This is a genomic window from Brevinema andersonii (genome assembly GCF_900112165.1).
GTDB lineage: Bacteria > Spirochaetota > Brevinematia > Brevinematales > Brevinemataceae > Brevinema > Brevinema andersonii.
In genome coordinates this window covers 1-21,570 of sequence record NZ_FOKY01000013.1, presented here as the reverse complement: position 1 = coordinate 21,570, position 21,570 = coordinate 1, and the positions used below count along the sequence as shown (strand labels likewise).

Below are 21,570 nucleotides of genomic sequence, written 5' to 3'. Positions count from 1 at the left end.
AGACAAAAATAGATTTCATCGAATCTTGACCTTATTTTCAAGATAATTTATAATGTAACTACTTTTTATGTAAGGAGTGATAATGCCTCAATTAGAAAAATACGTCATTCAAGGTGGCATTCCCCTTAAAGGCACAGTATCCATCAGCGGCGCAAAAAATGCAGCTTTACCTCTTCTAGCAGCCACTCTGCTGACAAAAGATACCGTTACTCTGCATAATGTTCCGGTTCTAGCAGATATTTCTACTATGTTTACGCTTTTGGAGATTCTCGGAAAAAAAATTATCCGTAACGGTACAACTGTTATCATTGAAGAACATCAAAATCTTAATGTAGAAGCCCCTTATGACATTGTCAGCAAAATGCGGGCATCTATTGCTGTTATGGGACCTTTAACAGCACGCATAGGACGGGCTAAAATTTCGTTTCCTGGAGGTTGTGCAATAGGGCCAAGACCCATAGACCTTCATATCAAAGGAATTGAGGAATTATCTGCTTCATGCTCTATTGAACATGGCTACTTAATTGTAGAAACATCAGGGAATCTCGTCGGAAAAACAATGGACCTTAGTGGGAAAAATGGCAGTTCTGTACTTGCTACAGAAAATATCATGATGGCAGCTACTCTGGCTAAAGGCAAAACAACAATCAATGGTGCTGCAAAAGAACCTGAAGTTTCAGATCTGGCAAATATGTTAATAAATATGGGAGCAAAAATTTCTGGTATTGGAACGTCCAGTTTGGTCATCGAAGGCACCAAAGCCCTCCATGGAACTGAATATACGGTTGTTGCGGATCGTATCGAAGCAGGAACATTTATTTTAGCAGCAGGCATCACACAAGGAGATATTATCATAGAAAACTGTGTGCCGGAACACCTTGAAGAACCTATTCGTTTATTTCGTGAATCAGGGATGACAATTGAAATTTTGTCATCAACATCACTTCGGGCATGCGGAGGAAAAATCAAAGGAGTTAATGTAGCTACTTTGCCTTATCCAGGATTTCCCACAGACCTGCAAGCTCAATTTCTTACAATGCTAAGCATTGCGGATGGGAACAGCTCTGTTGAAGAAAATATTTATCCAGACCGTTACATGCATGCTGCCGAACTCAATCGTATGGGAGCTGACATTCATATTGATCAAGCTCATGCCACCATTCGAGGAGTTCCCCAGCTTTCCGGAGCTGCAATTATGAGTTCTGATCTACGAGGAGGGGCTGCTTTAGTACTTGCTGGTCTTGCCAGCGAAGGAGAAACTCAAGTTCTCCGTATCTATCATATCGATAGAGGGTATGAAATGTTCGAACAAAAATTATCTGGTCTTGGAGCACAGATCCGTAGAACAAGATAAAAATTAAATATGCCACAGTAGCTCAGTTGGCAGAGCAATTGATTCGTAATCAATAGGTCGGCGGTTCGATCCCGCCCTGTGGCTAGTGCCGAAATTAAAACGGATGTTATTATGAAATTAGCTGTTATGTTAGCCCGATCGTTGTTTTGGAGTATTATTTTAGGAACAGCGGTCGGTATTTTTGGGGTTACGCTTTCCGTAGCTCGGATTGCGGATTTCTATTTAAAAGAAGGTGCAACAAAAACTGATAAATTTTTTACCATAAGAATTATACCGTCATCTGCCAAACCACTCACTAAAGATTCTTTAGCTGAACTCAATAATATCGAAGGTTCCGCACGTATTTTGCCTCATTTCACGCCGGAAGAATTAGCAGAAGGTTCTATTGGCTACTTTGGTTTCGAAGCAAAATATTCCGTGAGGCTTAAAGGAATCCCCGAAACATGCGGTGCTGATATGGCTTATCTAGAGTATAAAAAAGAATGGTCTTCAACTTCACTAGACAATATATCAGTTTTAATCCCTCAGCAGGCAATCAATCTTTACAATAATATTGCTCCATCTCGAGGTTGGCCAGTGTTGCAAGAGTCTTCATTTCTAGGTATCCCTGGTGTCGCTCTAACAATTATGGGTAGTAAATATGATGCTATTATTACAGGATTCGATTCTCAGGAATTCGGAGCCGTTGTCAGTGTGCCAGCTGAAAAGCTTTATGCCATTTATGAAGCAAAAGGGCTAAATCCCAGTTATAATTTTATTGATATTCAAACAGTTGAGGGAATGACAAAAAGAAATCTTGCAAAAATGAAAACCAGTATTGAACTTCTTGGCTATAAAATTCAGACTGACAATGTAGAGTCCTTACAAAATAAAACTTTCCAAAAACTAAAGCAAATATTCCTTATATTGGGAATTAGTGTTTTATGCGCCTTTGGCTTACTCAAAACTTCCGCTAATCTTAACTATTATCGTCAATTTCAAATAGCTATACAACACTATAAGCTTTGGGGCATCCCAAATTATACTGAAGTTTCTATAATATGTCTATCACTTACATTTTCTTTATTATGCAGTATTTTTGCATGGTTTTTAAACTTTTTTATCGTTATTCCCGTCCAGGATTCTCTGATAAATACCGTAACACAATTCGGTATCAACACTCCTGAACTCAAACTTAGTGCCCAAATAGCTCTGCAAGCTGGAATTTTAGGAGCAAGTCTGAACTTTATTATTGATATCGGTACATTAATAAAATTTAATTTTTCTATACCTAAGCTTAGCTCAAATCGCTTTCAATAACTCTTTTAGAACTCAATACTACGATAAACTAAAAATCCATTTTTATAAATAGCAAAAGCAAATATTTTAGTATTTGCATTATTTTGAGCAAAAGACCGCATTGCTTCTAAATTTGGAATCGGCGTATTATTAATAGCTGCAATAATATCACCTCTCGACAGAATAAATCCTAATTTACTATTTGGATCGACACTACGTACAATTACACCTTCCTGAGCACCGTTCTTACGAAGCTCCTGAGGTGATGGAGTTTCAAAGATCACTTTTTGAAATTCTACAGAACCTGCTGCAGAAGGTTTTTGTGTGTCATAATTATCCCCGCGCACAATAGCTGAAGGGCGTGTTCCTAAAGTAACAATAATATTTTTTCTCTCTCCATTTCTGACAATCTCCAATTCTACACTGGTTTTAGGAGTACGGCCAGCAATATTAGCAGTCAGTTCTGCAGGACTGGAAATTATTTTACCATCTGCTTTTGTAATGATATCTCCTTGTTTAAGCCCGGATTTTTCTGCAGGACCATTAATCTCGAGTGAGGAAATAAGAACACCTTCTTTTTCTTTCAATCCTAATGATTTTCTAGTTATCGCATCAATTTCTTGAGGTACAAGCCCTAAAAATCCACGTTCAATTGAGCCTTTCTGGAAAAGTTGCTCAGCAATTTGGCGTGCTGCATTAATCGGTATTGCAAAACTAATCCCTTCATAGCCACCACTTTGTGAGCGAATAGCTGTATTAATCCCAACCGCCTGACCTTTTATATTGAGAAGAGGTCCTCCCGAATTCCCAGGATTAACCGCCACATCTGTCTGGATAAAACGCTGAAGTCCGGGAAACATCCCTTCACGACCTAACGCACTGACTGTTCCAAAAGTAAATGTTCCAGATAAGCCAAACGGGTTGCCGATCGCCACAACAAAATCACCAACTTGGCTTTCATCAGAGTTACCAATCGGCACCACAGGTAAACCTTTTCCTTCAATTTTCAGCAGTGCTATATCTAATTCTGTGTCAGCACCGACAAGCTTTGCATCAAATGTACGCCCGTCCGACAAAAGTACACGGATTAAAGACGCATCCTTAACAACATGCCAGTTAGAAAACAAATACCCATCACTGGTGATGATAAATCCAGATCCCATATTATTATATTGCCTTTGAATACGCTCGCTGTCACCGAAAAAAAACTGGAAAAAAGGATCGTTAATCATAGGATTTTGTACCGGCACCGAACCTTCAACCTCTATACTGACTACACCGGGAGTTGTTTTTTCTGCAATATTTCGCAATACGGTTTGGAGTTTGAGAGCAGTATCCAGCTCTGGTAGTGATTCGATATCCTGATTTTTCTCAACAATTTTGAGCTCTGATTTTTGTGCCGCCGTAAAAATAGATACACCTATGGTCACCACAGCAATAAAAAATAGTATTAACATCCGAGAGTATTTTTTCTGCATAAAAAGCTCCTATAATTTTTGTTCTATATAAATAAAGTAATACAAAATGCAAAGAGATTCAAAACCTTTTTAAAATTTTAAAAAACCGCAAAATGCTATCGCCAAAGCATCAGCAGCATCATCAGGCTGAGGAGGATACGGCAAATTTAACAAAAAAGTAACTGCTTGAATGATTTGTTTTTTATCTGCACCGCCATAACCAGTGACATTTTTTTTAACGGTATTTGGTGGAACCTCAGTGAGTTCTATATTATTTTTCGCAGCAAGATAACGTAAGACGCCTCGGATTTCTGCTACAGGTAGAGCAGTTGTAATATTACGACCCATAAAAAGTTTTTCCAATACAAGATATTGAGGCTGGTAACGTTCGAAAAGACCAACAAAATCTTCCGCTAATTCAAAAAGACGCATAGAGAAATCATGAGATTTATCAGTAGTGACTACTCCATAGCTTAAAACAACAGGTTGTGATGCACCGATGTTTTGTAAGAAGGCATATCCTGCCCTATCAAATCCTGGATCAATACCACAGATAACCATTAGTTCGCTTTCCATTGGAGAAGGATAAAATTTTTATTACGATCAATAATAGGATTATAAAGATTTCCTTGAGAATCAAGGAAATAATTACCTAAGATATAATAAGAAGAGTAAATAGGTGCAAATAGTTCAATAGGCTCAAGTGTCGTCGAATCGATAATAATAAATTTAATCATATCTTTTTTTATATCATAAGCTTGCAAAAAAATCCTCTGTTTGAGATCCGTCCCTAAAATTTCGGGAGTAATGTGTGAAAAAGTCATCAATTGTGTAGTAAAATTATTCTCTAAAATGGAATAAACATTTAAGCTGCTCCAAATGTTTTCTATAAAAGCTGGAATTTCTTCGCCTTTTGAATTAGTTAGCGGTTGATATTCAGACAATACAATTAATTGGTCATCTTCTATCAGATTGTGCATAGAAACAATACTGCCCTTATAATAAATATCATTAGCGTTAGTATCAATTTTGACACTCCGCGTATTAAATTCGAAATTAAAGTCACCATTTCTAGAATAACGCCGCACTAAAGGAAATGCCATATTATTAGACATTATCTCATAAAAATAAACATAAATATTACCAAATGTATCGCCACTTAAACGGGTCGGCATAGGCATAGGCTCGCTGTTAATACCATTGTAACCAAAACGTAATAAAAATTCACCCTTAGGAGAGAATTTATAAATATAATAATTTCTCTCTTGTTGTAAAAATTCATTTTTTGTAGCAGATGTAGTATTTAACTCCATGCCTTCAAAATTCAAGATCTCCTGAGATTCATAATCCTTCTGGGCCGCAAGCACATAAATATTTCCATACCGATCCACAAATGATTGATAGGGTCGCGCAAATTCATAACGTTCCCCCTTATTGGAAATCGAAAAAAACAGCTTGTTATCTTTACCAAGTGAAAACACATTGATTTTTTTATTATAAGGATCAGTAACATATAATTTATGATCTTCTACAAAAAGTGCCGGAAAATCAGCTAGCAATTCATCCGTAAGACCACGCCGATTGGTATAGGATTTAAGAATAGGTATATTAGATCCAATCTCATGAACATTTGTCCCTAAGCTTGCTTGAAATACTTTTTCATATTTCATAACATTTTTATCTTGACACGCTCCAAAAAACAGAAAAGCAAAATACCATACTTTTTTCATACCTTCCCTGCAAATAAACTGATGCCAAAATCAATCAATATCATTAAGAACACGTTTTTTTCTGCGTAAGAAAGCTGGAGTATCAAGATCAGAAGCCATACCAGGAACTCCAGGAACAGATCGGCGCATTCGAGGATCAAACTCCTCATAAAGTCCCGAATGATCATGTTTCACAGAAAAATCAATGCTACGTCTCTCACTGTGAGTTTGTTGTATTTCAGAACGTTGTTGTTTATCCATATTGAAACGTAACCCCCAATCTTCATCAGGATCCAAATAATTTTTTTCTTCATGATGATGAATCATTTCTTGGATAGGTGTTGCAGCAATACATCGTTCATCAAGGGAATTTTTTTGTTTTTGCCAAGAAGGAGCTTCACGGATAAGATCCGTTGCTATAATAATAATTTTAACCTGATCTTTAAGCCCTTCATCAAAATCAAGACCCATAATAATTTCAGAATCTTCACGACAAAAGCCAACAATTGCTTCAGCTGCTTCATGAAACTCCTTCATATCAAAGTCCGTACCACCAATAATCTTGGCAACCATCGCACCAGCTTGACGAAAATCATTATTTTCAATGAGTGGATTAGCTAATGCTTCTTCTGCAGCCTTGAGAGCTCGATCTTGACCTTTTGCTATGCCAATGCCCATAATCGCCTCGCCTCTATTGGCAAGCACAGTCTTAACATCGTTAAAATCTACATTAATAATAGCCGTTTCGCTGATAATACCGGCTATTCCTTGTACAGCCTGTTTTAGTACCTCGTCGATTTTTTTGAATGCATCTTTTACTGCCGTATTTTTTTCCACAACCTCAAAAATACGCGAATTCGAAATAACCAACATAGTATCAACATGATTTTTTAGCTTATCAATCCCTTCAAGAGCTGCTTTCTGGCGCCTTGTCCCCTCAAAGCCAAACGGCAATGTCACAACAGCTACAACTAAACAACCTGCTTCTTTAGCAACCTGTGCAATAACCGGAGCTGCACCGGTACCGGTACCACCACCCATTCCTGCTGTAATAAAAACCATATCTGTATCTTTCACAGCCTGACGAATTTCTTCGGCACTCTCAACGGCTGCTTTTTCACCGATTTCCGGCTTGGCCCCGGCTCCAAGACCTTTTGTCACTTTAGAACCTATTGCTATTTTCTTGGAAGCTTTTGATTTTTTCAACACCTGAACATCTGTATTCACAGCAATAAATTCAACACCAAAAACCTGATCTTCAATCATACGGTTAACAGCATTGCAACCCGCACCACCAATACCTAATACCTTAAGATTCCCTCCTGCCGAAAGTCCTTCAAACTGATCAGGTTCAGGAGTTTTTTCTGGAGCAATCATATCAGGAGAGAAGAAAATTTCCGAAGCAGCAGGTTCAGAATTTTCCTTATTAAATAAGTCAAACCCAGGAATATTTTCTATCGAATTTTCGTTGTTTAAATCATCACTTTCACGGCCGGCATTCCAGAGTTCTTCAAAGTAAGACATCAGTCCCTCCCATTGTACAAACATAGAAAATAATACATTTTATTTTCGGAATTTTATTATATTTCTTTAACAAAATCTTGCGTACTAAAAAAATTCGTTAAACCAATCTTGGATACGATTAACAATCGTCTGGAAATTACGATCTTCATCAGGGCTACTCATCGAGCCAGATTTAGGAATATAATGTGCTACGTACAATGATAAACCTGTTGCCGTCGAACATGCAGGATCAACTACAAATTCATTAAGTCCACTGATATTCAAAGGATAACCAATCCTCACAGGCACTTGAAAAATTTCAGCTGCAAGATTTTCAATATTCTCCGTACACGATACGCCACCTGTTAAGATAATTCCAGCTGATAGACGCGGTTTTAAGCCTGTTTTTTCAATTTCTTCATTAATTAAAAACAAAATTTCTTCAAGCCTCGGCTGAATAATTTCAGCCAGAATCCTTCGGCTTTCCCAACGCTCGCTTCGGCCAGTAGGATTAGGAATCTCAAATTGTTCCTTCATCGGAACTGCTACCGCAATAGCTGATCCAAACTGGCATTTAATTTTTTCGGCAATATGCATCGTCGTTTTCATCCCGTATGAGATATCATTGGTAATATGATTTCCACCAATCGAAATTTGACCAGTATGTCTCATACCACCGTTCAGAAAAACAACAAAATCCGTTGTGCCTGCACCAATATCAATAAGAACACATCCATCTTCCTTTTCTTCTTCGCTGACCACAGCTCGTGCCGAAGCTAATGTTTTCAAAATAATATCTGCCGTATCAAAACCGGCTTTATAAATGCTTTTAATTAAGTTGCTAACAGCTGCCGCCGCAACCGTAATAATATGGACCCGCACCTCCAACCTACTTCCTGTCATTCCCACGGGATCCTTGACTCCCGGCTCATCGTCGACTGCAAAATCCTGTGGCAAAACATGAATAATCTCACGATCAGGAGGAATCACTACAGCTGCAGCAGCATCAATAACACGTCGGATGTCATTTTCAGTAATTTCTTTATGAACGGAAATAGCAATAACACCTTTACTAGTAGTTGATTCGATATGCCCGCCAGAAACACCTAATAAAACACCGTCAACCCTCAAACCTGCTTGAAGTTCAGCTTTTTCGATCGCAGCCTGAGCAGAAGCCGCCGCTTGCTCCAAATTCACCACCACACCTTTTCTGATCCCACGCGAAGGAACGTATCCCGTACCCAAAATTTCCAACTGCTTGTTGTGATTCAACCGCGAAATAACAGCACAAATTTTGCTTGTTCCCATATCAAGACCGGCCAAAACGGCAGAATGTTGATTTTTTTTAACGCTCACAATGTCCTCTGAATTTATCTGAATCCTATCGCAGCATTTTCGTCGCTGTGGATGTCTATCTTAGCAGGCGGAACGATCTGCTGACTGATAATTGTATTTTTAATTTCTAAGGCACGAGTAATAAATTTTTGATTAAGAATCCGCTGCCCAATCAGAAAATCTGAAGGCAGTCCATCTAATCGAAAGCTCAATCCGTTTTCACGCATAAACGTTACTGATGAAATCTGACGTGCAACGGGTAGTTCTAAAGCCGGCAGATTTTCCAGTAGAAATTCATCTAAAATCTGGTCCTCATTGACAATCAACCCAAAATCCGTGACAATTTGTGGCGTGCTTTTATTCGGAACAAGTGGAAGAATTTTTCCTGTCTTATCAATTACTAACATAGCATTGTTATAACGAATCTCCGCAACAGGTTTGCGTTCTTCAATAGAAATCTTCACTGTATAAGGAAAATCTCTCTCTGTAACGCTACTCGCTACAAGCGGTTGTTGCAGAAGTTGATCATTCAGTTGCTTAATATTCAAACTTGTCAACGACTGTTCATAAAGCGGCAGAATCAAATTACGTAATGACGGAGTATCCGCCAACTCAAGTCCTGAAATATCAACTTTCTTGATCTGAAAAACATTCGCCGTATCCAGCAGCAAAAATATGACTCCATGCACGCAAACACTCAGAACAATAAGAAGAATGATCAGCAATGTGGATTTTTTATCTGGAAACGATAGTGATCTCATCAAGACTCCGAAATTTTTATTCTATGCAACGCATTATAGCACAATATTTCTACAAAGCGCGGTAATGGTATCTTCGCGGCCTCGAGCATTGCAGGAATATCACTAGTTGGCGTCATGCCAGGAGATGTATTTACTTCAAGATAACAGGGAATATCATCGTCAGTTAAAATCAAATCAATACGCACACAATCTCTCAGCCGCAGGTGATGAAAAATCCTTTTTACATCGTGTTGAATTTGGATCAAAACTTTGTTATCGATATGGGCCGGAATAATAAAATCTATCATACCTTTGGTATATTTGGACTTAAAATCACAAAATTCCATTTTAGGAGCCAACTCTAGAATAGGAAGTATTTCAATTTCATCCTGTTTCTGAAAAATACCAACAGTCATTTCGCGTCCCCGGATATAAGGCTCAATAATAGAAAAAGGATACTCTTTCAAATGCTGACTTAAGTATTGATAAGTTTCATCGGGGGTATGAAAAATTTTCACTCCTATACTGGAACCTTCCGATAGAGGCTTGACAACAAAAGGATAACCGATTTGCTCAATTCTATCGAGATTGTTTTGGATATCTCTATCTGCAACAAAACCTCTCGGACAATTTATGCCTATGCAAGAAAAAAATTCTTCCGTAAAGGATTTATCCATTGTTATTGCACTTGCACATATATTGGAACCCACATAGGGCAATCCGTAAAATTCTAATACTCCCTGAATAACTCCGTCTTCGCCACCAATTCCGTGCAACACAGGATAGACCACATCAAATTCTTTAAACTGCAAAAAATCAAAATCTTGTTGCGACGGATCAAGTAAATATGCTTGATGCCCTCCCTCAACAAGAGCTTGCTGGATATTTCTTCCTGAAGATAATGAAATCTCCCGTTCTGCAGAAATACCCCCCGCCAAAACAGCAACTTTTAATTTATTCATTACTCACTCTTATTTAAATAAAATGATTTATTATTATGAAACAATGTAAAAATTTCGTCAATTTTTCAACATGACAATTATTAATTTCAGTCAGCATTGAGGATACTTTTATACATATTGATATAGCCTTTTGCAGAGCGTTTCCAGGACCAGTCTTCTTTCATGCCAGTTTTCATTATATTAAGCCATGCTTTTTTATCGGAACGCCACAAATGCACGGCTCTTAATACTGTATCAATCAGAGCATCTGGATGGTATTCATCAAAAATAAAACCTGTTCTACCATCGGTGACGGAATCAGCTAAACCTCCAGTTTTGCGGACAATAGGCACCGTACCATAACGCATGCTGTACAGCTGATTTAATCCCGAAGGTTCGAAATTCGATGGCATCAAAAACATATCAGCCGCAGCTTCGATCGCATGCGATAACGGAATATCAAACCCAATCCGAACAAAAAAATGCTGGGGATATGCACAAGCTATTTTGATTAATTTTTCTTCATATTCACGTTTTCCCGTGCCGAGTATTGCGAAAGCAATATTTTTTCTAAGCAAAATTTCTATTCCTTCAAGAAAAATATCAAGGCCTTTTTGGTCGAAAAGCCGTGTGATCATTCCAACAAGTGGAATATTTGGATCAAGCTGCAATCCATATTTTTCAGAAAATTGTTCTTTAATTAACTGTTTATTTTTGAGCGATTTGATGTCGTAATTTAAACCAAATTCCGACATCAAATAAGTGTCCGTTTTAGGATCCCACTCAGAATAATCAACGCCGTTCATAATGCCGCAAAACGCACCATATATTGATTTTTCTTGAATAACACCTTCCAAACCCGCACCGAGTGCTTCTGTTTGAATTTCGCACGCATAGGTCTGGCTGACTGTATTCACCGCTTCAGAAAAAACTATTCCACCCTTTAGAAAGTTAATATGACGATAATATTCAAGGCCATTCATATTGAAGTATTTCCAGTTGAGATCTAACTGCGGATATTGATCGATCGGAAAAATCCCTTGATAAGACAAATTATGAATGGTAAATACCGTATGCGTATGGGTAAAGACATTTTTATATTCAGGCAGTGCTTTTTTATAGAGCGGCACAAGTCCCATATGCCAGTCGTGACAGTGCAGAATATCTGGAATAAAAGACATTACTTTACAGGTTTCTAACACCGCCTTATCGAAAAAAACATAGCGTTTTAGATTGTCTTGAAAATCACGACCAGTTTGAGGGTCGGTATAGAAGCCATCACGGTCAAAGAATTCTGGAGCATTCACAAAAATAAATGGCAACTCCTGGTAAATCACTTCTTCCACCAAAAACGAAATCTTTTCCCCATTCAGCATGATAGATGCTTTATACAAGGATTCCAGTACGATGTTATGTTTTTTCATAAAATTTGAAGTGCTTCTATACTTAGGCATGATGATACGGATATCATACTTTTGTTTTTTGAGTGCCTTCGCAAGCGCTGTAATTACATCTGCCAAGCCTCCGACTTTGGCAAAAGGAACTGCTTCGCCTGCTGCAAACAGGATTTTTTCAGGTTTTTGAACATGCCCCCGGGACATATTGCCCTCCTTTTTACCCTTCCATAAAATTATTCCTGAACAGGAGGAGCATCACTTTGTCGAACCTGCTCTTCTGAAGGAACGGGAGGGGCACTGAGATTGACAAAATATACCGACATCGCAAGTGCCGAAAGCATAAAAACTGCCGCACAATATGCCGTAAATTTCACTAGAATTTCGTTCGACCGTGCACCAAATGATCCGGCCGTAATATTCGCAGAAAAAATGCCATTATCCGATCCGCTCGATTGAATCAAAATCGCAGGAATCAGCAGCACAATAGAAATAATAAAAACTGTAAATAAAAAAATAATCATGTTGCAAGGCTCCAAATTTTTCAAATAATATAATTATACTGCTATTTTCACAAAAAATCAATATTTTCGCAGTTTTTGAATCAATTTTGAAATTTGTACCGCCGCATGATATACTTAATAGTAAAGCGAGGCATTTATGAAATATGATTTTATCGATCGTTTGAATTTGGCTGCCTATTTGGCGGTCCGGCGTCTGTTGCCCAAAAGTTCTACTCCTGGTGCATCTCTGCTACCCAAATTAGCTTTTACGTCTGTAACTTTGGGGGTTACAGCATCGATTTTAATTTTATCGCTCGCAAACGGACTTCACTACAATTATCTCGAACGGCTGGCTGAAAAAGATGCACATATCACTGTTTTGGCGCCGAACGGCATTCCCGAACCCGAAACTTTTATTTCGCTGATTAAAAGCATCAATGGTGTTGTTGATAGTTTTCCGTACGCTCAAGGCGAAGTTTTACTGAAAAGCTGGTTTGAAACTCAGGGGGCTCTTTTGAAGGCGTTACCAGCACGCTTTACAAACGATGCAACATTTTTGCGGCTGTTTTCGCTGCAGCAAGGCGAGTGGAGCTTTGGCAAGCCTCGAACGATCACAATCGGCGAATCGGTTGCGCAAAGCCTGGGACTTTTTCTGAACGATCATATTGATGTGATGATTTACGATCAGGATCTTGGTGCAATTACATATCGATTCAAGGTTGCGGGAATATTTTCTGCTGGTGATGCCTCACTGGATAGTTCATTAGTTTTTATTTCTTATAAAGACGCACGCGAAATACTAGGATTTGGTGCCTATGCTCCATATATTGGCATTCGGGTTCGGGATTTCCTGCGTCCGGAAAAATATCTGGCTGCACTCGAAAAGGAGATACCGTTTCAGCTGACAACTTGGCGGATGTCCAATCTCAATTCTATACTTGCACTCAACAACGAAAAACAAATCATTCGTATGCTTTTGTTCATTTTCTTCTGTGTAGCATTTTTCGGGATTTTGTCGACAATGACAGCACTGGTAGCAGACAAACGGGAGGAAATAGCTCTACTCAAAGCACTGGGCATGACTCCCACAGAAGATGCTTTATCTTTTGGGCTAACTGGATTATTTTTAGGATTATCGGCTTCGGCATTAGGATCCTTTTTTGGAATTATATTAAGTTTAAATTTCAATCGCATTGTTCGTGCAGTCGAAGCGGTGATCAATGGTCTTATTCAAACTTGGCTAACCCTGACCAACCAGCCTCCCATTGCACCTTTTACGTTTCTCAATCAAAAAGTATATTATCTTAAAGAATTTCCCATCTTACTTCAAGCAGGTGATGTTTTTTTTTCTTGCTTTTTAGCGGTGTCATGTGTTTTGCTAGCATCTCTTTACCCTGCAGGGCTGTCACAAAAATTCAAGCCAGCAGAAATTTTACGGAAAGAGTAGAGATATGATGAAACAAAAAATTATTTCAGCCCACAAGCTGACAAAAATTTATAAACATCCTTCAGGTAATGTTACAGTACTAAAAGATACAGAATTTCACGCCTTCAAAAAAGAAAGTGTCGCCATCACAGGAGAAAGCGGTCGTGGAAAAACAACATTGCTTTACTTGCTGGCAGGATTGGATTCAGCAGATTCTGGAAGCATCGAACTCAATGGCACAAGGATCGATATGCTTTCTGAGCGCAAAATGGCAGTATTTCGTTCAGAAGAAATTGGTTTTATTTTTCAGCATCACTTTTTGCTTTCGGATCTTGATGCGCTATCAAATGCTCTTTTGCCTCTTCGAATTACCAAGCAATTAAATGAGACTTCTATTGAAAGGATAAAAAACCTTTTTGAAAAACTGGGACTATCCCAACGGATGACTCATAAACCTCACGAACTTTCAGGAGGAGAAAGGCAACGGGTTGCAGTGATTCGAGCTCTGGCAAACAATCCATCTATTATTTTCGCAGATGAACCAACAGGTTCTCTCGACAAAGAAAATGCCCTTCATCTAGAAGAAATTTTGTTTGATCTTGTACGCGAACATAGTACAACATTGATTATTTCAACACACAGCAGTCGACTTGCCGAACATTCAGAACGCATTGTCCGAATTGAAGATATTTCAGGAGTAAGGTGATGCTGGCTGAATTTTATTCCACCTCAAAAATTAATTTATTTTTGGATGTCCCGGGGCGGGATCCTGTTGATGGTTATCATTTTATTAACAGTATTTTTTATGAAATTCCTTGGGGAGATAAAATACAAATTTTTTCCGCCCATACTGATGAAACATTATTTCTTAACAATCCTCAAAATTTAATAGCAGAAAAAAATACAGTTTCTGAAGCATTATATTTATTTAAAGAACAATTTGGAATAAAACACTCTTTCAAAATTATTATTGAAAAAAAAGTTCCATTAGGTGCAGGATTAGGAGGAGGATCAGGTGATGCTGGCGCTGTTTTGAAATTTTTATGCAAGCACTACGGAATAAATATTATAGAATGCTTATCCATTGCACAAAAAGTTGGAAGTGATGTACCTTTTTTTCTTTATGGAGGAGCAGCATTGGTTCAAGAGAAAGGAGAAAAAATTGTTCCTCTTGACCAAGTGATAGATGAACAAGTTCAAATATTAGTAGTAACTCCAAACATACATATATCCACGAGAAATGCTTTTGAAAGTTTAAAAAATATATCTAAAAATCTTGATAATTCAAAAAAAATAGAAAATTTTTTAAAAAAACAAGTTTGGAGTCTTGATTTTTTAGAAAAAAACGTGTATAATATTTTTGAATTAAATATTAAAGAATTGAATGAAAGGCTTGATGAATTTCGCTATTTTCTTCAACAATTCAATCAAAACTTTATGGTAATGACAGGTAGCGGTTCCAGTTTTGTGCTCTTCTATTCGGATAAGCAAATTTTGGAAAAAGCCGTTCACAGCTTAAAAACTATAGAGTGTAATCTATTATATTTTTACAAAAATTGATACTCATCAAATTTGGATGTGAAAGGAGCTTAACATGGAAATCACAGATATCCGCATTAAAAAAGTAGAAGGGGATGCTAATAAGTTACAGGCCTATGCATCAGTAACATTTGACGACTGCTTTGTTATCCACAATATTAAAATTATCGATGGTAGAGAAGGGTTATTTATTGCAATGCCTTCCCGTAAAACACGTAGTGGTGAACTGAAAGATGTAGCACATCCTATCAATTCAGAATTTCGTGATCGCTTACAAAGCGCTATTCTTGAAGCTTATCACGCAGAATAATAAAAATTATTTTTTATTTGAGTTCGTTGGGGTGTAGCCAAGTGGTAAGGCATCTGGTTTTGGTCCAGACATTCGGTAGTTCGATCCTATCCACCCCAGAAAATAAAAACCTACTTTATAAAGTAGGTTTTTATTTATTAGTTAACATTTATGTATTACCAACTAACCCACTTTCACTTGAACAGATATTGATCTTTCTCCCCTATTTACCATAGAAAATGCCATGCTTTCGCCTACCCAATTTTTCGATACACTAAAAGTATCAAACAAGCTTGCTCTACGGATCCTCCATAAGCAACATTAATATTGTATAAATTAGGTCTTACTCCCACAAAGATTGCATGATAAGCTTCGACATATTTAATCTACCTTCTGACCATTAGTCAAAAGATCAATATACGTATTATGAGCAACATTGCCAGTTCTTTGATGATTAAAACCATCATAAGTTCTAAATATACCATTATATGGATCCGGTAATTCAATTATCCTAGTGAAGAATTAGGCTGAATTTTTCATCGCTAATGCCACTGCCTTGTGCTGTCTCCATTTCAATTATTATCCAGCACATAATCACCAAACGTACATGTTTTATTGTCTTTCCTCCAGGATTATTTATATCTGAATGACCCCCACCTTGACTGGGTTTATAAACCATTCCATTAGTCCATGCAGTAACCGTTATCAACAGGAAACCAACAAGTAGAACGACCTAAGTGAATCCAACCCGACATCTTGAAAGAAGCAAAGCTATGATTAAGGCAATTATAAGCTCCTGAAACATGTTTGAACACAACAGTACCTTTTAAATCTGTAGACAGAATATTAGTAACCCAAAGAGAATATACTCCTTTTGTTTCCACAGAATTTTTCTTTTGGGCATGATGTAATAGTTTCTTGTTATAATCAAATGTTAAAAATTCTGTAGAATGGTGGTCATATGTATATTAAGGATTGTTATCAGGATATAAAAGTATCCATTCATCATTATACATTGTAGCAAAAGATTCCAAAGCCTTTTCATTATCGATCAGTTGTTTGATTGGGGATCGAAGTTCATTTTGAAAGTGTTAATAGCAAGATCATCCTCAATTCGGTACGGGAATTGAGGAACTGCAGGTTGCACTACATATAAAAATCGATTGTTCAAAGGAGATAAAGCAGCACCCGTAAGCAATAATATTTCACTTTTTGTGCTACTAGAGCTGTTATTTTAGAAATCTTTAACAACAGATCTCAATATGTCCATTAGTTTTAGAAATAACTTATACTGCTGTTATAGCCAGATTAAATACAAATTCTTCTGTCGTGTGATCAACATAAGCTTTATTTGTATTAAGACTCACAATTGTATATTGACTAATTCCTTCAAAATTTCAGAAGTTCGTTCTGCAGCGCTCTTTAGGTAGAACATCATTTTATTGTTTTCTATAGAAATATTCATATCAATTGTGTACAATTCAGATTTTAATGTAGCTAGATTCTGGTTAGAAATGAGCGCTATTTTATTATCCTTAAATTTCATGCCATAATACCAATTATTAAAAGTAATTGACCATCCATTTCTCAGCTGGAAAATACCTGAATCACTACTTGTATTTTCAATAATTTCAAAATCAAATCAATAAGATCTAGTAGTATTTGTAATAAATAATACTGTTGCTGTACGTTTTGAAGTATCAAAAATATAGATTGTCGTTGCTTCTGGATCGTAAATATAACGGAGTTGTTTGAAAATCGTACAAACGTACCACACCAGGTGCAACTCGTCTCACCAACATCTAACAATAATGCAGTTCTTTCAATAATATTCCATTGTCGTGCCTGATTTATTGCTTGAAGGCTTTGTTTTACTTCTGCAGTATCAGACCCAAATGCCAACCGTCCTAGATTGCGCTTAACAGCATTATTTTTTGATAATACTATCACAATAAATTTATCTCCAAACGATCCACAACCTGTCAATTTAATACGCCATTTGTATCAGAGTGGTCTTCTATCATTGTGTAGACATAAACGTCTCTATGGTGAAATCTTGGACAACAGGTGTAGTAACATACTGCACTTTGATAGTTTTCTTATGGGGTCGAGTTTTACATTAGTCACTGCTAACGAAGAATAATGCGAATCATCTGCACTTTCCGCAATAGAATTTTGCAAAAATGAAACCCATGTATCCGAACCTCTTGTTATTGCTGTGTTTAGCAATCTTTTTCCCAAGCATTCTCTTGTTTGACGTTTATATAATTTTATTCACTTAATTTGTTAAGTTCTTCCTGAGCTTTCCATCGGCTTATCCCCAAACCCGACTTTCATCAGCCTGTCATTAACAGCTGTTCCTAACTCCATAGCTATATATTTGTGAGTAAATTGAGCATTATTTCCCATGATCAGTTGAAATATCCCGCGAGTTGCTGAATCATCTTGTTTTCATCTCATATACAAAATCCGTAGCTGAGATCGAACTAAAAGTACCAGGACTTCCATGAACAGTAATTTTTATATTAGTGTAGCAAGCATGATTTTGTACGGTATTTGCTTCAAATTTTAAGAATACATAATTATTGCCATCATAAGACAAATTCTCACCTGTATTACCAGACAAAATACGCCATTCCGTAACCTTCACAGCGCTAACAATTGCTTCAGCTTCGGGCATTGCCAAAGTTTGTTTTTGGAAACTCCATCGTTTATTGTTTTCAAGTTTTTGCCGTAATTCTTTTATCTTTACTATAGCATCAGCCTCTTGAGAACCTTGATGCGACGCCACGATTCTTGCATCATTTCCTGATGCTGAGTTGCCCAAATCCAGATAAACTATTCTATCATCATACCGATTTTCAACGCTACCCGCCAGTACAAAAATCCCTTTTATCTCAGAAATGGAATCTTTCATTCCTACTCGACATGTTTCATCTTTATAACCACTGACATTTGCAGAAACGATTCTTGCTGTTTTTTGAGCTGTATCAAATATCCAATGCTCCACTTTGGGGGATCATAACAACAGTAAGATGTTGATTTATAATAATTAGGATCCATTACTAACTTGGTTCATATGCGACCAGATGCAGATACTATTACCTTCACATCGAATACCGTACTAGATTTATCAGAATAATTCCAAAAAGACCTGTATTTTTTCTCAAATTCATTACTTGTTTCGGTTGGCAAAACGTTTCATGCATAAAAACTTACTTTTTTAGGAAATTCCACCCGCCTCAACTTTCATTTCCACAAAATGTTTATACCATGGAGCTGTTTGATCGCCTTCTGCAGGCTTCAAGTAAAAACGAGATTGCAATTCTTTTTTTAACTTCCGTATCCGTTAGATTCTGAAAATCTGACGAATCTTTCGAAAATATAACATTATATCTATATGATTTATTCATTGTTCTTTTTGCAATGGCAACAGTAGCAGTTTGTTCCAATGCATTAAAAACAATTCCTTCGTATCCTCTGAATCATAAATTTTTTTTTCGTCCAATTTTACTACAGATCCCTATGACGACTGCTTTACACGAGTAGTGGAATCGTTTCTACTATCTGCACGATACAAAATATGATCATTTTGCATTAAATCTGCTTCTTTAATAAAAATTTGTATGTGCTGTCTTAAGAACATTTTGGACGTTATCAAAATTTCGACCTCCATCAAACTGAGCAATTTTTGTTGCACCAGGCGTTTTCTTCCATCACCGAAAAACCAACAAATTTTCCATTATATTCCCCTGAACTCGAAAGATATAAAATCGTATTACTTACTTTCGACCTACAATCTGAATTAGTATGCATGACTTCATAATTATATATTACTTCATTAGTTATGTCTTTCATTACCATCAGTACTGTTGTGTCGTATAGCAGGTAACTACCTATCTGCACTTGACCTCTAGCAGATGGTTTCGTTGCTAATGTATCGAGTTTGACATAAATATGCTCTCTCGAAAAAGCATTAGATACTGCCGATTCAACTGCCTTTGCTGACAATGGAGCATCCAAACGTGTATGATAGTGTGGAGTTGTTGGTTTATTATTTTTTGCTTCGTCTACAGTGTTATTATTAGTGCCTATAATGCTTTATTTGCAGTTGTTACTGTTTCGGTTGTTACATAAAATGATCTACATAAGAATCATAAGACACACTGATCACTGTACCCGCATTATTCGGATCATCTGTTTTTATTTCTGTTGTATTTTTGACTTAATTAGTTTAAATGTGCCTTCAGTGTTTCCGACACCTCTCTGCAGTTCCAATTCATAACATGATACAGTTGTTACTGTAGATCCTCCAGAATCCTGAATTTCCATTACAACTACTTCCATCGTATCAGAATCAAACCACCAAACTTTCGTATTATTTTCCAAATAATAATTATTATTCAGCTGCACCCAAGGCGAAATACCTGATAAAGTTTTCACAATTTTATTGGCACGTGGTACTACAGATTGCTAGTGCAAATTTTGGATTGTTTGTGTTTCCAATTCTTGTTATGTCATGCTTCTGTCTGGCTCAATTTCCACCAATGCGCAGACGTTATTTTACAACTGTACCTAACACTTTACAGCAAAAAATGGTCTTCAAAAGGGTGTGATGCATCAGAATAGTCCTAATTACGGTAAAGTTTGATTGTTGGCATTTTCTAGCAAAAATATACCTTTATCTTCTGAATAGTTGCCTATTATTTTAATTTTATATGTTGATGACATCAACATCGAATTAGTTAATATTTTTGCTTGGACTCTCCACGTGTTATCACAACACACGTTGCAGCTGTTGTTCCAAATAAATATCGTCAATACATTAAAAACTGTTTTAATAAATTATATAAAAAAGAATTGCCATTATATCAAGCATTTTTATTAGATAAAAATGAGATTAATACAAGTTTTCAAATTGATATTGAAAATAACTCAAATTTCTTACAATATAATGATAAAATAAAAGAAAAGTTGATTTATGGTGGTAAAAGCAGACAAAATTTCCAATATCCATGATATATTTTTACTGAGCAGTTCCAACAGTATTAAAAAGCCTATAAATTTTGACAGACGTAGTTGATATCAATTTCATAGGCCTGAAAAGGGAATAATTAAAGGAATCCGTTTTAACATTATTCAAGAAGCTAGCATCAATAAAGCATTGATATTTAAGATTGAAACAGAATTGCAAGCAGCAATTAAACAATTAAATAGTCTATCAGAAAATTCTATTGAGATGATTTCTATAATTATCTATCATATTCAAGCACTTAATAGTTCCCATACAAATAACATTTTACAACATTAACCTTTTCCTATATGTCTTTAAGAAATTTATACGATAGATAAAGACTCTATTTTAGAAATATTAAAAGATTTATAATAATGAATTAAAACACCTATTAGTAAAACATAAAAAGCATTGTTATCCTGATGATTATAACGGAAGGAAAATTCATCGATATATCTTTGCAGGTATTTCAGGGAAATGTGGTGATAAATGCCGTAGACGCCTCGTTTTAGTGTTTCCCAGAAGGATTCTACGGAATTTATATGAATTCCGTTCCTTGAAAATTCGAATTTATGATTAATTATTCGGTGAAAGAATCTCAAATCCTTGTCTGAGATGTTGTATCCCTTTGGTTTTTGATTCTTTCTATTGTGGGCAAGGCTACTTCGGCATAAACTTTCTTATTATCTCGATCGACAATTCCGAAACAGGGGGCTTTTTTGTTCCTCGCCATCTCTCATTTGGTGTAACATCCTCCAAGTGGTAGGATAAGAAATACTAAGGTCTCTTTGTACCTGTTTCTCTGATATTCTTTTCTTGGCATTTAAAAGTAATATAATCGCTAAAAACTACTCTTGTAACGAAATCTTCGTATCATGAAAGATGCTTTCAACCGTGACTAAAACAGTTTCGGAACTCTCCACAATGAAACTCATTGATATTTATTGTTTATATAAATATGAGAAGAATACCAATAAGAACAAACAGACTTTCCATTCCAACAAAGTCTTCCAGATACTTTAATACAAAAAACTTGATTGCGGAGAAATTTTTTCTAAAACGGATAATATATTCATACCCCCCCCCCC

26 protein-coding genes and 2 tRNA genes are annotated in these 21,570 nt (G+C 36.6%); 9 read left to right on the top strand and 19 right to left on the bottom strand.

The features are described from left to right. Nucleotides 1–82 precede the first annotated feature (82 nt). From murA to BM018_RS05685, 3 genes are all read left to right on the top strand, one after another. Nucleotides 83–1,354 (top strand): UDP-N-acetylglucosamine 1-carboxyvinyltransferase, encoded by a 1,272-nt coding sequence (murA, locus tag BM018_RS05695; RefSeq protein WP_092319513.1) that lies wholly within the window; start codon nucleotides 83–85, stop codon nucleotides 1,352–1,354. An 11-nt stretch (nucleotides 1,355–1,365) separates the two neighbouring features. After that, nucleotides 1,366–1,438: transfer RNA gene (locus BM018_RS05690), tRNA-Thr, on the top strand. Nucleotides 1,439–1,465: 27 nt separating this feature from the next. Next, nucleotides 1,466–2,653 (top strand): hypothetical protein, encoded by a 1,188-nt coding sequence (locus tag BM018_RS05685; protein WP_092319511.1) that lies wholly within the window; start codon nucleotides 1,466–1,468, stop codon nucleotides 2,651–2,653. Between the two features lie 5 nt (nucleotides 2,654–2,658). Here BM018_RS05685 and BM018_RS05680 read toward each other — a convergent pair whose 3' ends face one another. The 9 genes from BM018_RS05680 to secG all read right to left on the bottom strand — a co-directional run bounded on the left by BM018_RS05680 (nucleotide 2,659) and on the right by secG (nucleotide 12,235). Then, on the bottom strand, nucleotides 2,659–4,110 hold the full coding sequence (locus tag BM018_RS05680; protein WP_092319509.1) for a Do family serine endopeptidase: 1,452 nt from the start codon (nucleotides 4,108–4,110) through the stop codon (nucleotides 2,659–2,661). Between the two features lie 69 nt (nucleotides 4,111–4,179). Next, on the bottom strand, nucleotides 4,180–4,650 hold the full coding sequence (locus tag BM018_RS05675) for a crossover junction endodeoxyribonuclease RuvC (protein WP_092319507.1): 471 nt from the start codon (nucleotides 4,648–4,650) through the stop codon (nucleotides 4,180–4,182). Next, nucleotides 4,650–5,819: an LIC_12708 family protein gene (locus tag BM018_RS05670; RefSeq protein ID WP_092319505.1), complete on the bottom strand. Its 1,170-nt coding sequence runs from the start codon at nucleotides 5,817–5,819 to the stop codon at nucleotides 4,650–4,652. Before BM018_RS05670 ends, BM018_RS05675 begins: the two co-directional genes overlap by 1 nt. A gap of 30 nt (nucleotides 5,820–5,849) precedes the next feature. Continuing rightward, on the bottom strand, nucleotides 5,850–7,322 hold the full coding sequence (ftsZ, locus tag BM018_RS05665) for a cell division protein FtsZ (RefSeq protein ID WP_159428205.1): 1,473 nt from the start codon (nucleotides 7,320–7,322) through the stop codon (nucleotides 5,850–5,852). A gap of 84 nt (nucleotides 7,323–7,406) precedes the next feature. Then, nucleotides 7,407–8,657: a cell division protein FtsA gene (gene ftsA / locus BM018_RS05660; protein ID WP_092319501.1), complete on the bottom strand. Its 1,251-nt coding sequence runs from the start codon at nucleotides 8,655–8,657 to the stop codon at nucleotides 7,407–7,409. A gap of 14 nt (nucleotides 8,658–8,671) precedes the next feature. Further along, nucleotides 8,672–9,397, bottom strand: coding sequence for a cell division protein FtsQ/DivIB (locus BM018_RS05655; protein ID WP_092319499.1), 726 nt, complete (start codon nucleotides 9,395–9,397; stop codon nucleotides 8,672–8,674). Beyond that, nucleotides 9,397–10,338: a D-alanine--D-alanine ligase family protein gene (locus tag BM018_RS05650; RefSeq protein WP_092319497.1), complete on the bottom strand. Its 942-nt coding sequence runs from the start codon at nucleotides 10,336–10,338 to the stop codon at nucleotides 9,397–9,399. Before BM018_RS05650 ends, BM018_RS05655 begins: the two co-directional genes overlap by 1 nt. Nucleotides 10,339–10,424: 86 nt before the next feature. Beyond that, entirely contained in the window at nucleotides 10,425–11,918 is a 1,494-nt protein-coding gene (locus tag BM018_RS05645; RefSeq protein WP_092319495.1) for a glycogen synthase, read from the bottom strand. Between the two features lie 29 nt (nucleotides 11,919–11,947). Next, nucleotides 11,948–12,235 carry a preprotein translocase subunit SecG gene (gene secG / locus BM018_RS05640; RefSeq protein WP_092319493.1) on the bottom strand — a complete coding sequence of 96 codons (288 nt, stop codon included), beginning with the start codon at nucleotides 12,233–12,235 and terminating at the stop codon, nucleotides 11,948–11,950. Nucleotides 12,236–12,371: 136 nt separating this feature from the next. Between secG and BM018_RS05635 the strand changes: the two genes are divergently transcribed. From BM018_RS05635 to BM018_RS05615, 5 genes are all read left to right on the top strand, one after another. Beyond that, nucleotides 12,372–13,661 carry an ABC transporter permease gene (locus tag BM018_RS05635; RefSeq protein ID WP_092319491.1) on the top strand — a complete coding sequence of 430 codons (1,290 nt, stop codon included), beginning with the start codon at nucleotides 12,372–12,374 and terminating at the stop codon, nucleotides 13,659–13,661. A 4-nt stretch (nucleotides 13,662–13,665) separates the two neighbouring features. Next, the gene (locus BM018_RS05630; protein ID WP_092319489.1) at nucleotides 13,666–14,346 is read left to right on the top strand and encodes an ABC transporter ATP-binding protein; all 681 of its coding nucleotides are present in this window, start codon (nucleotides 13,666–13,668) and stop codon (nucleotides 14,344–14,346) included. Then, a complete protein-coding gene (ispE, locus tag BM018_RS05625; protein WP_092319487.1) occupies nucleotides 14,346–15,200 on the top strand; it encodes a 4-(cytidine 5'-diphospho)-2-C-methyl-D-erythritol kinase in 855 nt (284 codons plus the stop codon). The genes BM018_RS05630 and ispE overlap by 1 nt, the downstream gene beginning before the upstream one ends. Before the next feature lie 34 nt (nucleotides 15,201–15,234). Continuing rightward, nucleotides 15,235–15,489 (top strand): septation regulator SpoVG, encoded by a 255-nt coding sequence (spoVG, locus tag BM018_RS05620; RefSeq protein WP_092319485.1) that lies wholly within the window; start codon nucleotides 15,235–15,237, stop codon nucleotides 15,487–15,489. Nucleotides 15,490–15,516: 27 nt separating this feature from the next. Next, a tRNA-Gln gene (locus BM018_RS05615) sits at nucleotides 15,517–15,588 on the top strand. A gap of 391 nt (nucleotides 15,589–15,979) precedes the next feature. Here the strand turns inward: BM018_RS05615 and BM018_RS07855 are convergent. The 9 genes from BM018_RS07855 to BM018_RS05585 all read right to left on the bottom strand — a co-directional run bounded on the left by BM018_RS07855 (nucleotide 15,980) and on the right by BM018_RS05585 (nucleotide 19,911). After that, on the bottom strand, nucleotides 15,980–16,147 hold the full coding sequence (locus tag BM018_RS07855) for a hypothetical protein (protein WP_159428204.1): 168 nt from the start codon (nucleotides 16,145–16,147) through the stop codon (nucleotides 15,980–15,982). A gap of 4 nt (nucleotides 16,148–16,151) precedes the next feature. Further along, the gene (locus BM018_RS05610; RefSeq protein ID WP_092319483.1) at nucleotides 16,152–16,352 is read right to left on the bottom strand and encodes a hypothetical protein; all 201 of its coding nucleotides are present in this window, start codon (nucleotides 16,350–16,352) and stop codon (nucleotides 16,152–16,154) included. A gap of 703 nt (nucleotides 16,353–17,055) precedes the next feature. After that, the gene (locus BM018_RS05600) at nucleotides 17,056–17,418 is read right to left on the bottom strand and encodes a hypothetical protein (RefSeq protein WP_092319479.1); all 363 of its coding nucleotides are present in this window, start codon (nucleotides 17,416–17,418) and stop codon (nucleotides 17,056–17,058) included. Nucleotides 17,419–17,511: 93 nt separating this feature from the next. Then, nucleotides 17,512–17,709: a hypothetical protein gene (locus BM018_RS07635; RefSeq protein WP_143280433.1), complete on the bottom strand. Its 198-nt coding sequence runs from the start codon at nucleotides 17,707–17,709 to the stop codon at nucleotides 17,512–17,514. A gap of 45 nt (nucleotides 17,710–17,754) precedes the next feature. After that, nucleotides 17,755–17,877 (bottom strand): hypothetical protein, encoded by a 123-nt coding sequence (locus BM018_RS08160; protein WP_268751013.1) that lies wholly within the window; start codon nucleotides 17,875–17,877, stop codon nucleotides 17,755–17,757. Between the two features lie 31 nt (nucleotides 17,878–17,908). Further along, nucleotides 17,909–18,478, bottom strand: coding sequence for a hypothetical protein (locus BM018_RS05595; protein ID WP_092319476.1), 570 nt, complete (start codon nucleotides 18,476–18,478; stop codon nucleotides 17,909–17,911). 513 nt (nucleotides 18,479–18,991) lie between these two features. Beyond that, nucleotides 18,992–19,129 carry a hypothetical protein gene (locus BM018_RS07850; protein WP_159428203.1) on the bottom strand — a complete coding sequence of 46 codons (138 nt, stop codon included), beginning with the start codon at nucleotides 19,127–19,129 and terminating at the stop codon, nucleotides 18,992–18,994. 14 nt (nucleotides 19,130–19,143) lie between these two features. Then, on the bottom strand, nucleotides 19,144–19,479 hold the full coding sequence (locus tag BM018_RS05590; RefSeq protein ID WP_092319473.1) for a hypothetical protein: 336 nt from the start codon (nucleotides 19,477–19,479) through the stop codon (nucleotides 19,144–19,146). Nucleotides 19,480–19,671: 192 nt separating this feature from the next. Then, a complete protein-coding gene (locus BM018_RS05585; RefSeq protein WP_143280432.1) occupies nucleotides 19,672–19,911 on the bottom strand; it encodes a hypothetical protein in 240 nt (79 codons plus the stop codon). Between the two features lie 315 nt (nucleotides 19,912–20,226). Here BM018_RS05585 and BM018_RS05580 point away from each other — a divergent pair, with 315 nt between their 5' ends. Continuing rightward, complete coding sequence (locus BM018_RS05580) at nucleotides 20,227–20,487, top strand: hypothetical protein (protein WP_092319469.1); 261 nt, start codon at nucleotides 20,227–20,229, stop codon at nucleotides 20,485–20,487. Between the two features lie 318 nt (nucleotides 20,488–20,805). Here BM018_RS05580 and BM018_RS08315 read toward each other — a convergent pair whose 3' ends face one another. After that, nucleotides 20,806–21,084 carry a transposase gene (locus tag BM018_RS08315; protein WP_159428202.1) on the bottom strand — a complete coding sequence of 93 codons (279 nt, stop codon included), beginning with the start codon at nucleotides 21,082–21,084 and terminating at the stop codon, nucleotides 20,806–20,808. Between the last annotated feature and the right edge of the window lie 486 nt (nucleotides 21,085–21,570).

Excerpts from the sequence above, each read along its gene's own strand:
- murA (WP_092319513.1), top strand. The coding sequence starts at position 83 with ATGCCTCAATTAGAAAAATACGTCATTCAAGGTGGCATTCCCCTTAAA.
- BM018_RS05685 (WP_092319511.1), top strand. The coding sequence starts at position 1,466 with ATGAAATTAGCTGTTATGTTAGCCCGATCGTTGTTTTGGAGTATTATT.
- BM018_RS05680 (WP_092319509.1), bottom strand. The coding sequence starts at position 4,110 with ATGCAGAAAAAATACTCTCGGATGTTAATACTATTTTTTATTGCTGTG.
- BM018_RS05675 (WP_092319507.1), bottom strand. The coding sequence starts at position 4,650 with ATGGTTATCTGTGGTATTGATCCAGGATTTGATAGGGCAGGATATGCC.
- BM018_RS05670 (WP_092319505.1), bottom strand. The coding sequence starts at position 5,819 with ATGAAAAAAGTATGGTATTTTGCTTTTCTGTTTTTTGGAGCGTGTCAA.
- ftsZ (WP_159428205.1), bottom strand. The coding sequence starts at position 7,322 with ATGTCTTACTTTGAAGAACTCTGGAATGCCGGCCGTGAAAGTGATGAT.
- BM018_RS05655 (WP_092319499.1), bottom strand. The coding sequence starts at position 9,397 with ATGAGATCACTATCGTTTCCAGATAAAAAATCCACATTGCTGATCATT.
- BM018_RS05650 (WP_092319497.1), bottom strand. The coding sequence starts at position 10,338 with ATGAATAAATTAAAAGTTGCTGTTTTGGCGGGGGGTATTTCTGCAGAA.
- BM018_RS05645 (WP_092319495.1), bottom strand. The coding sequence starts at position 11,918 with ATGTCCCGGGGGCATGTTCAAAAACCTGAAAAAATCCTGTTTGCAGCA.
- secG (WP_092319493.1), bottom strand. The coding sequence starts at position 12,235 with ATGATTATTTTTTTATTTACAGTTTTTATTATTTCTATTGTGCTGCTG.
- BM018_RS05635 (WP_092319491.1), top strand. The coding sequence starts at position 12,372 with ATGAAATATGATTTTATCGATCGTTTGAATTTGGCTGCCTATTTGGCG.
- BM018_RS05630 (WP_092319489.1), top strand. The coding sequence starts at position 13,666 with ATGATGAAACAAAAAATTATTTCAGCCCACAAGCTGACAAAAATTTAT.
- ispE (WP_092319487.1), top strand. The coding sequence starts at position 14,346 with ATGCTGGCTGAATTTTATTCCACCTCAAAAATTAATTTATTTTTGGAT.
- spoVG (WP_092319485.1), top strand. The coding sequence starts at position 15,235 with ATGGAAATCACAGATATCCGCATTAAAAAAGTAGAAGGGGATGCTAAT.
- BM018_RS07855 (WP_159428204.1), bottom strand. The coding sequence starts at position 16,147 with ATGGTTTATAAACCCAGTCAAGGTGGGGGTCATTCAGATATAAATAAT.
- BM018_RS08160 (WP_268751013.1), bottom strand. The coding sequence starts at position 17,877 with ATGGGAAATAATGCTCAATTTACTCACAAATATATAGCTATGGAGTTA.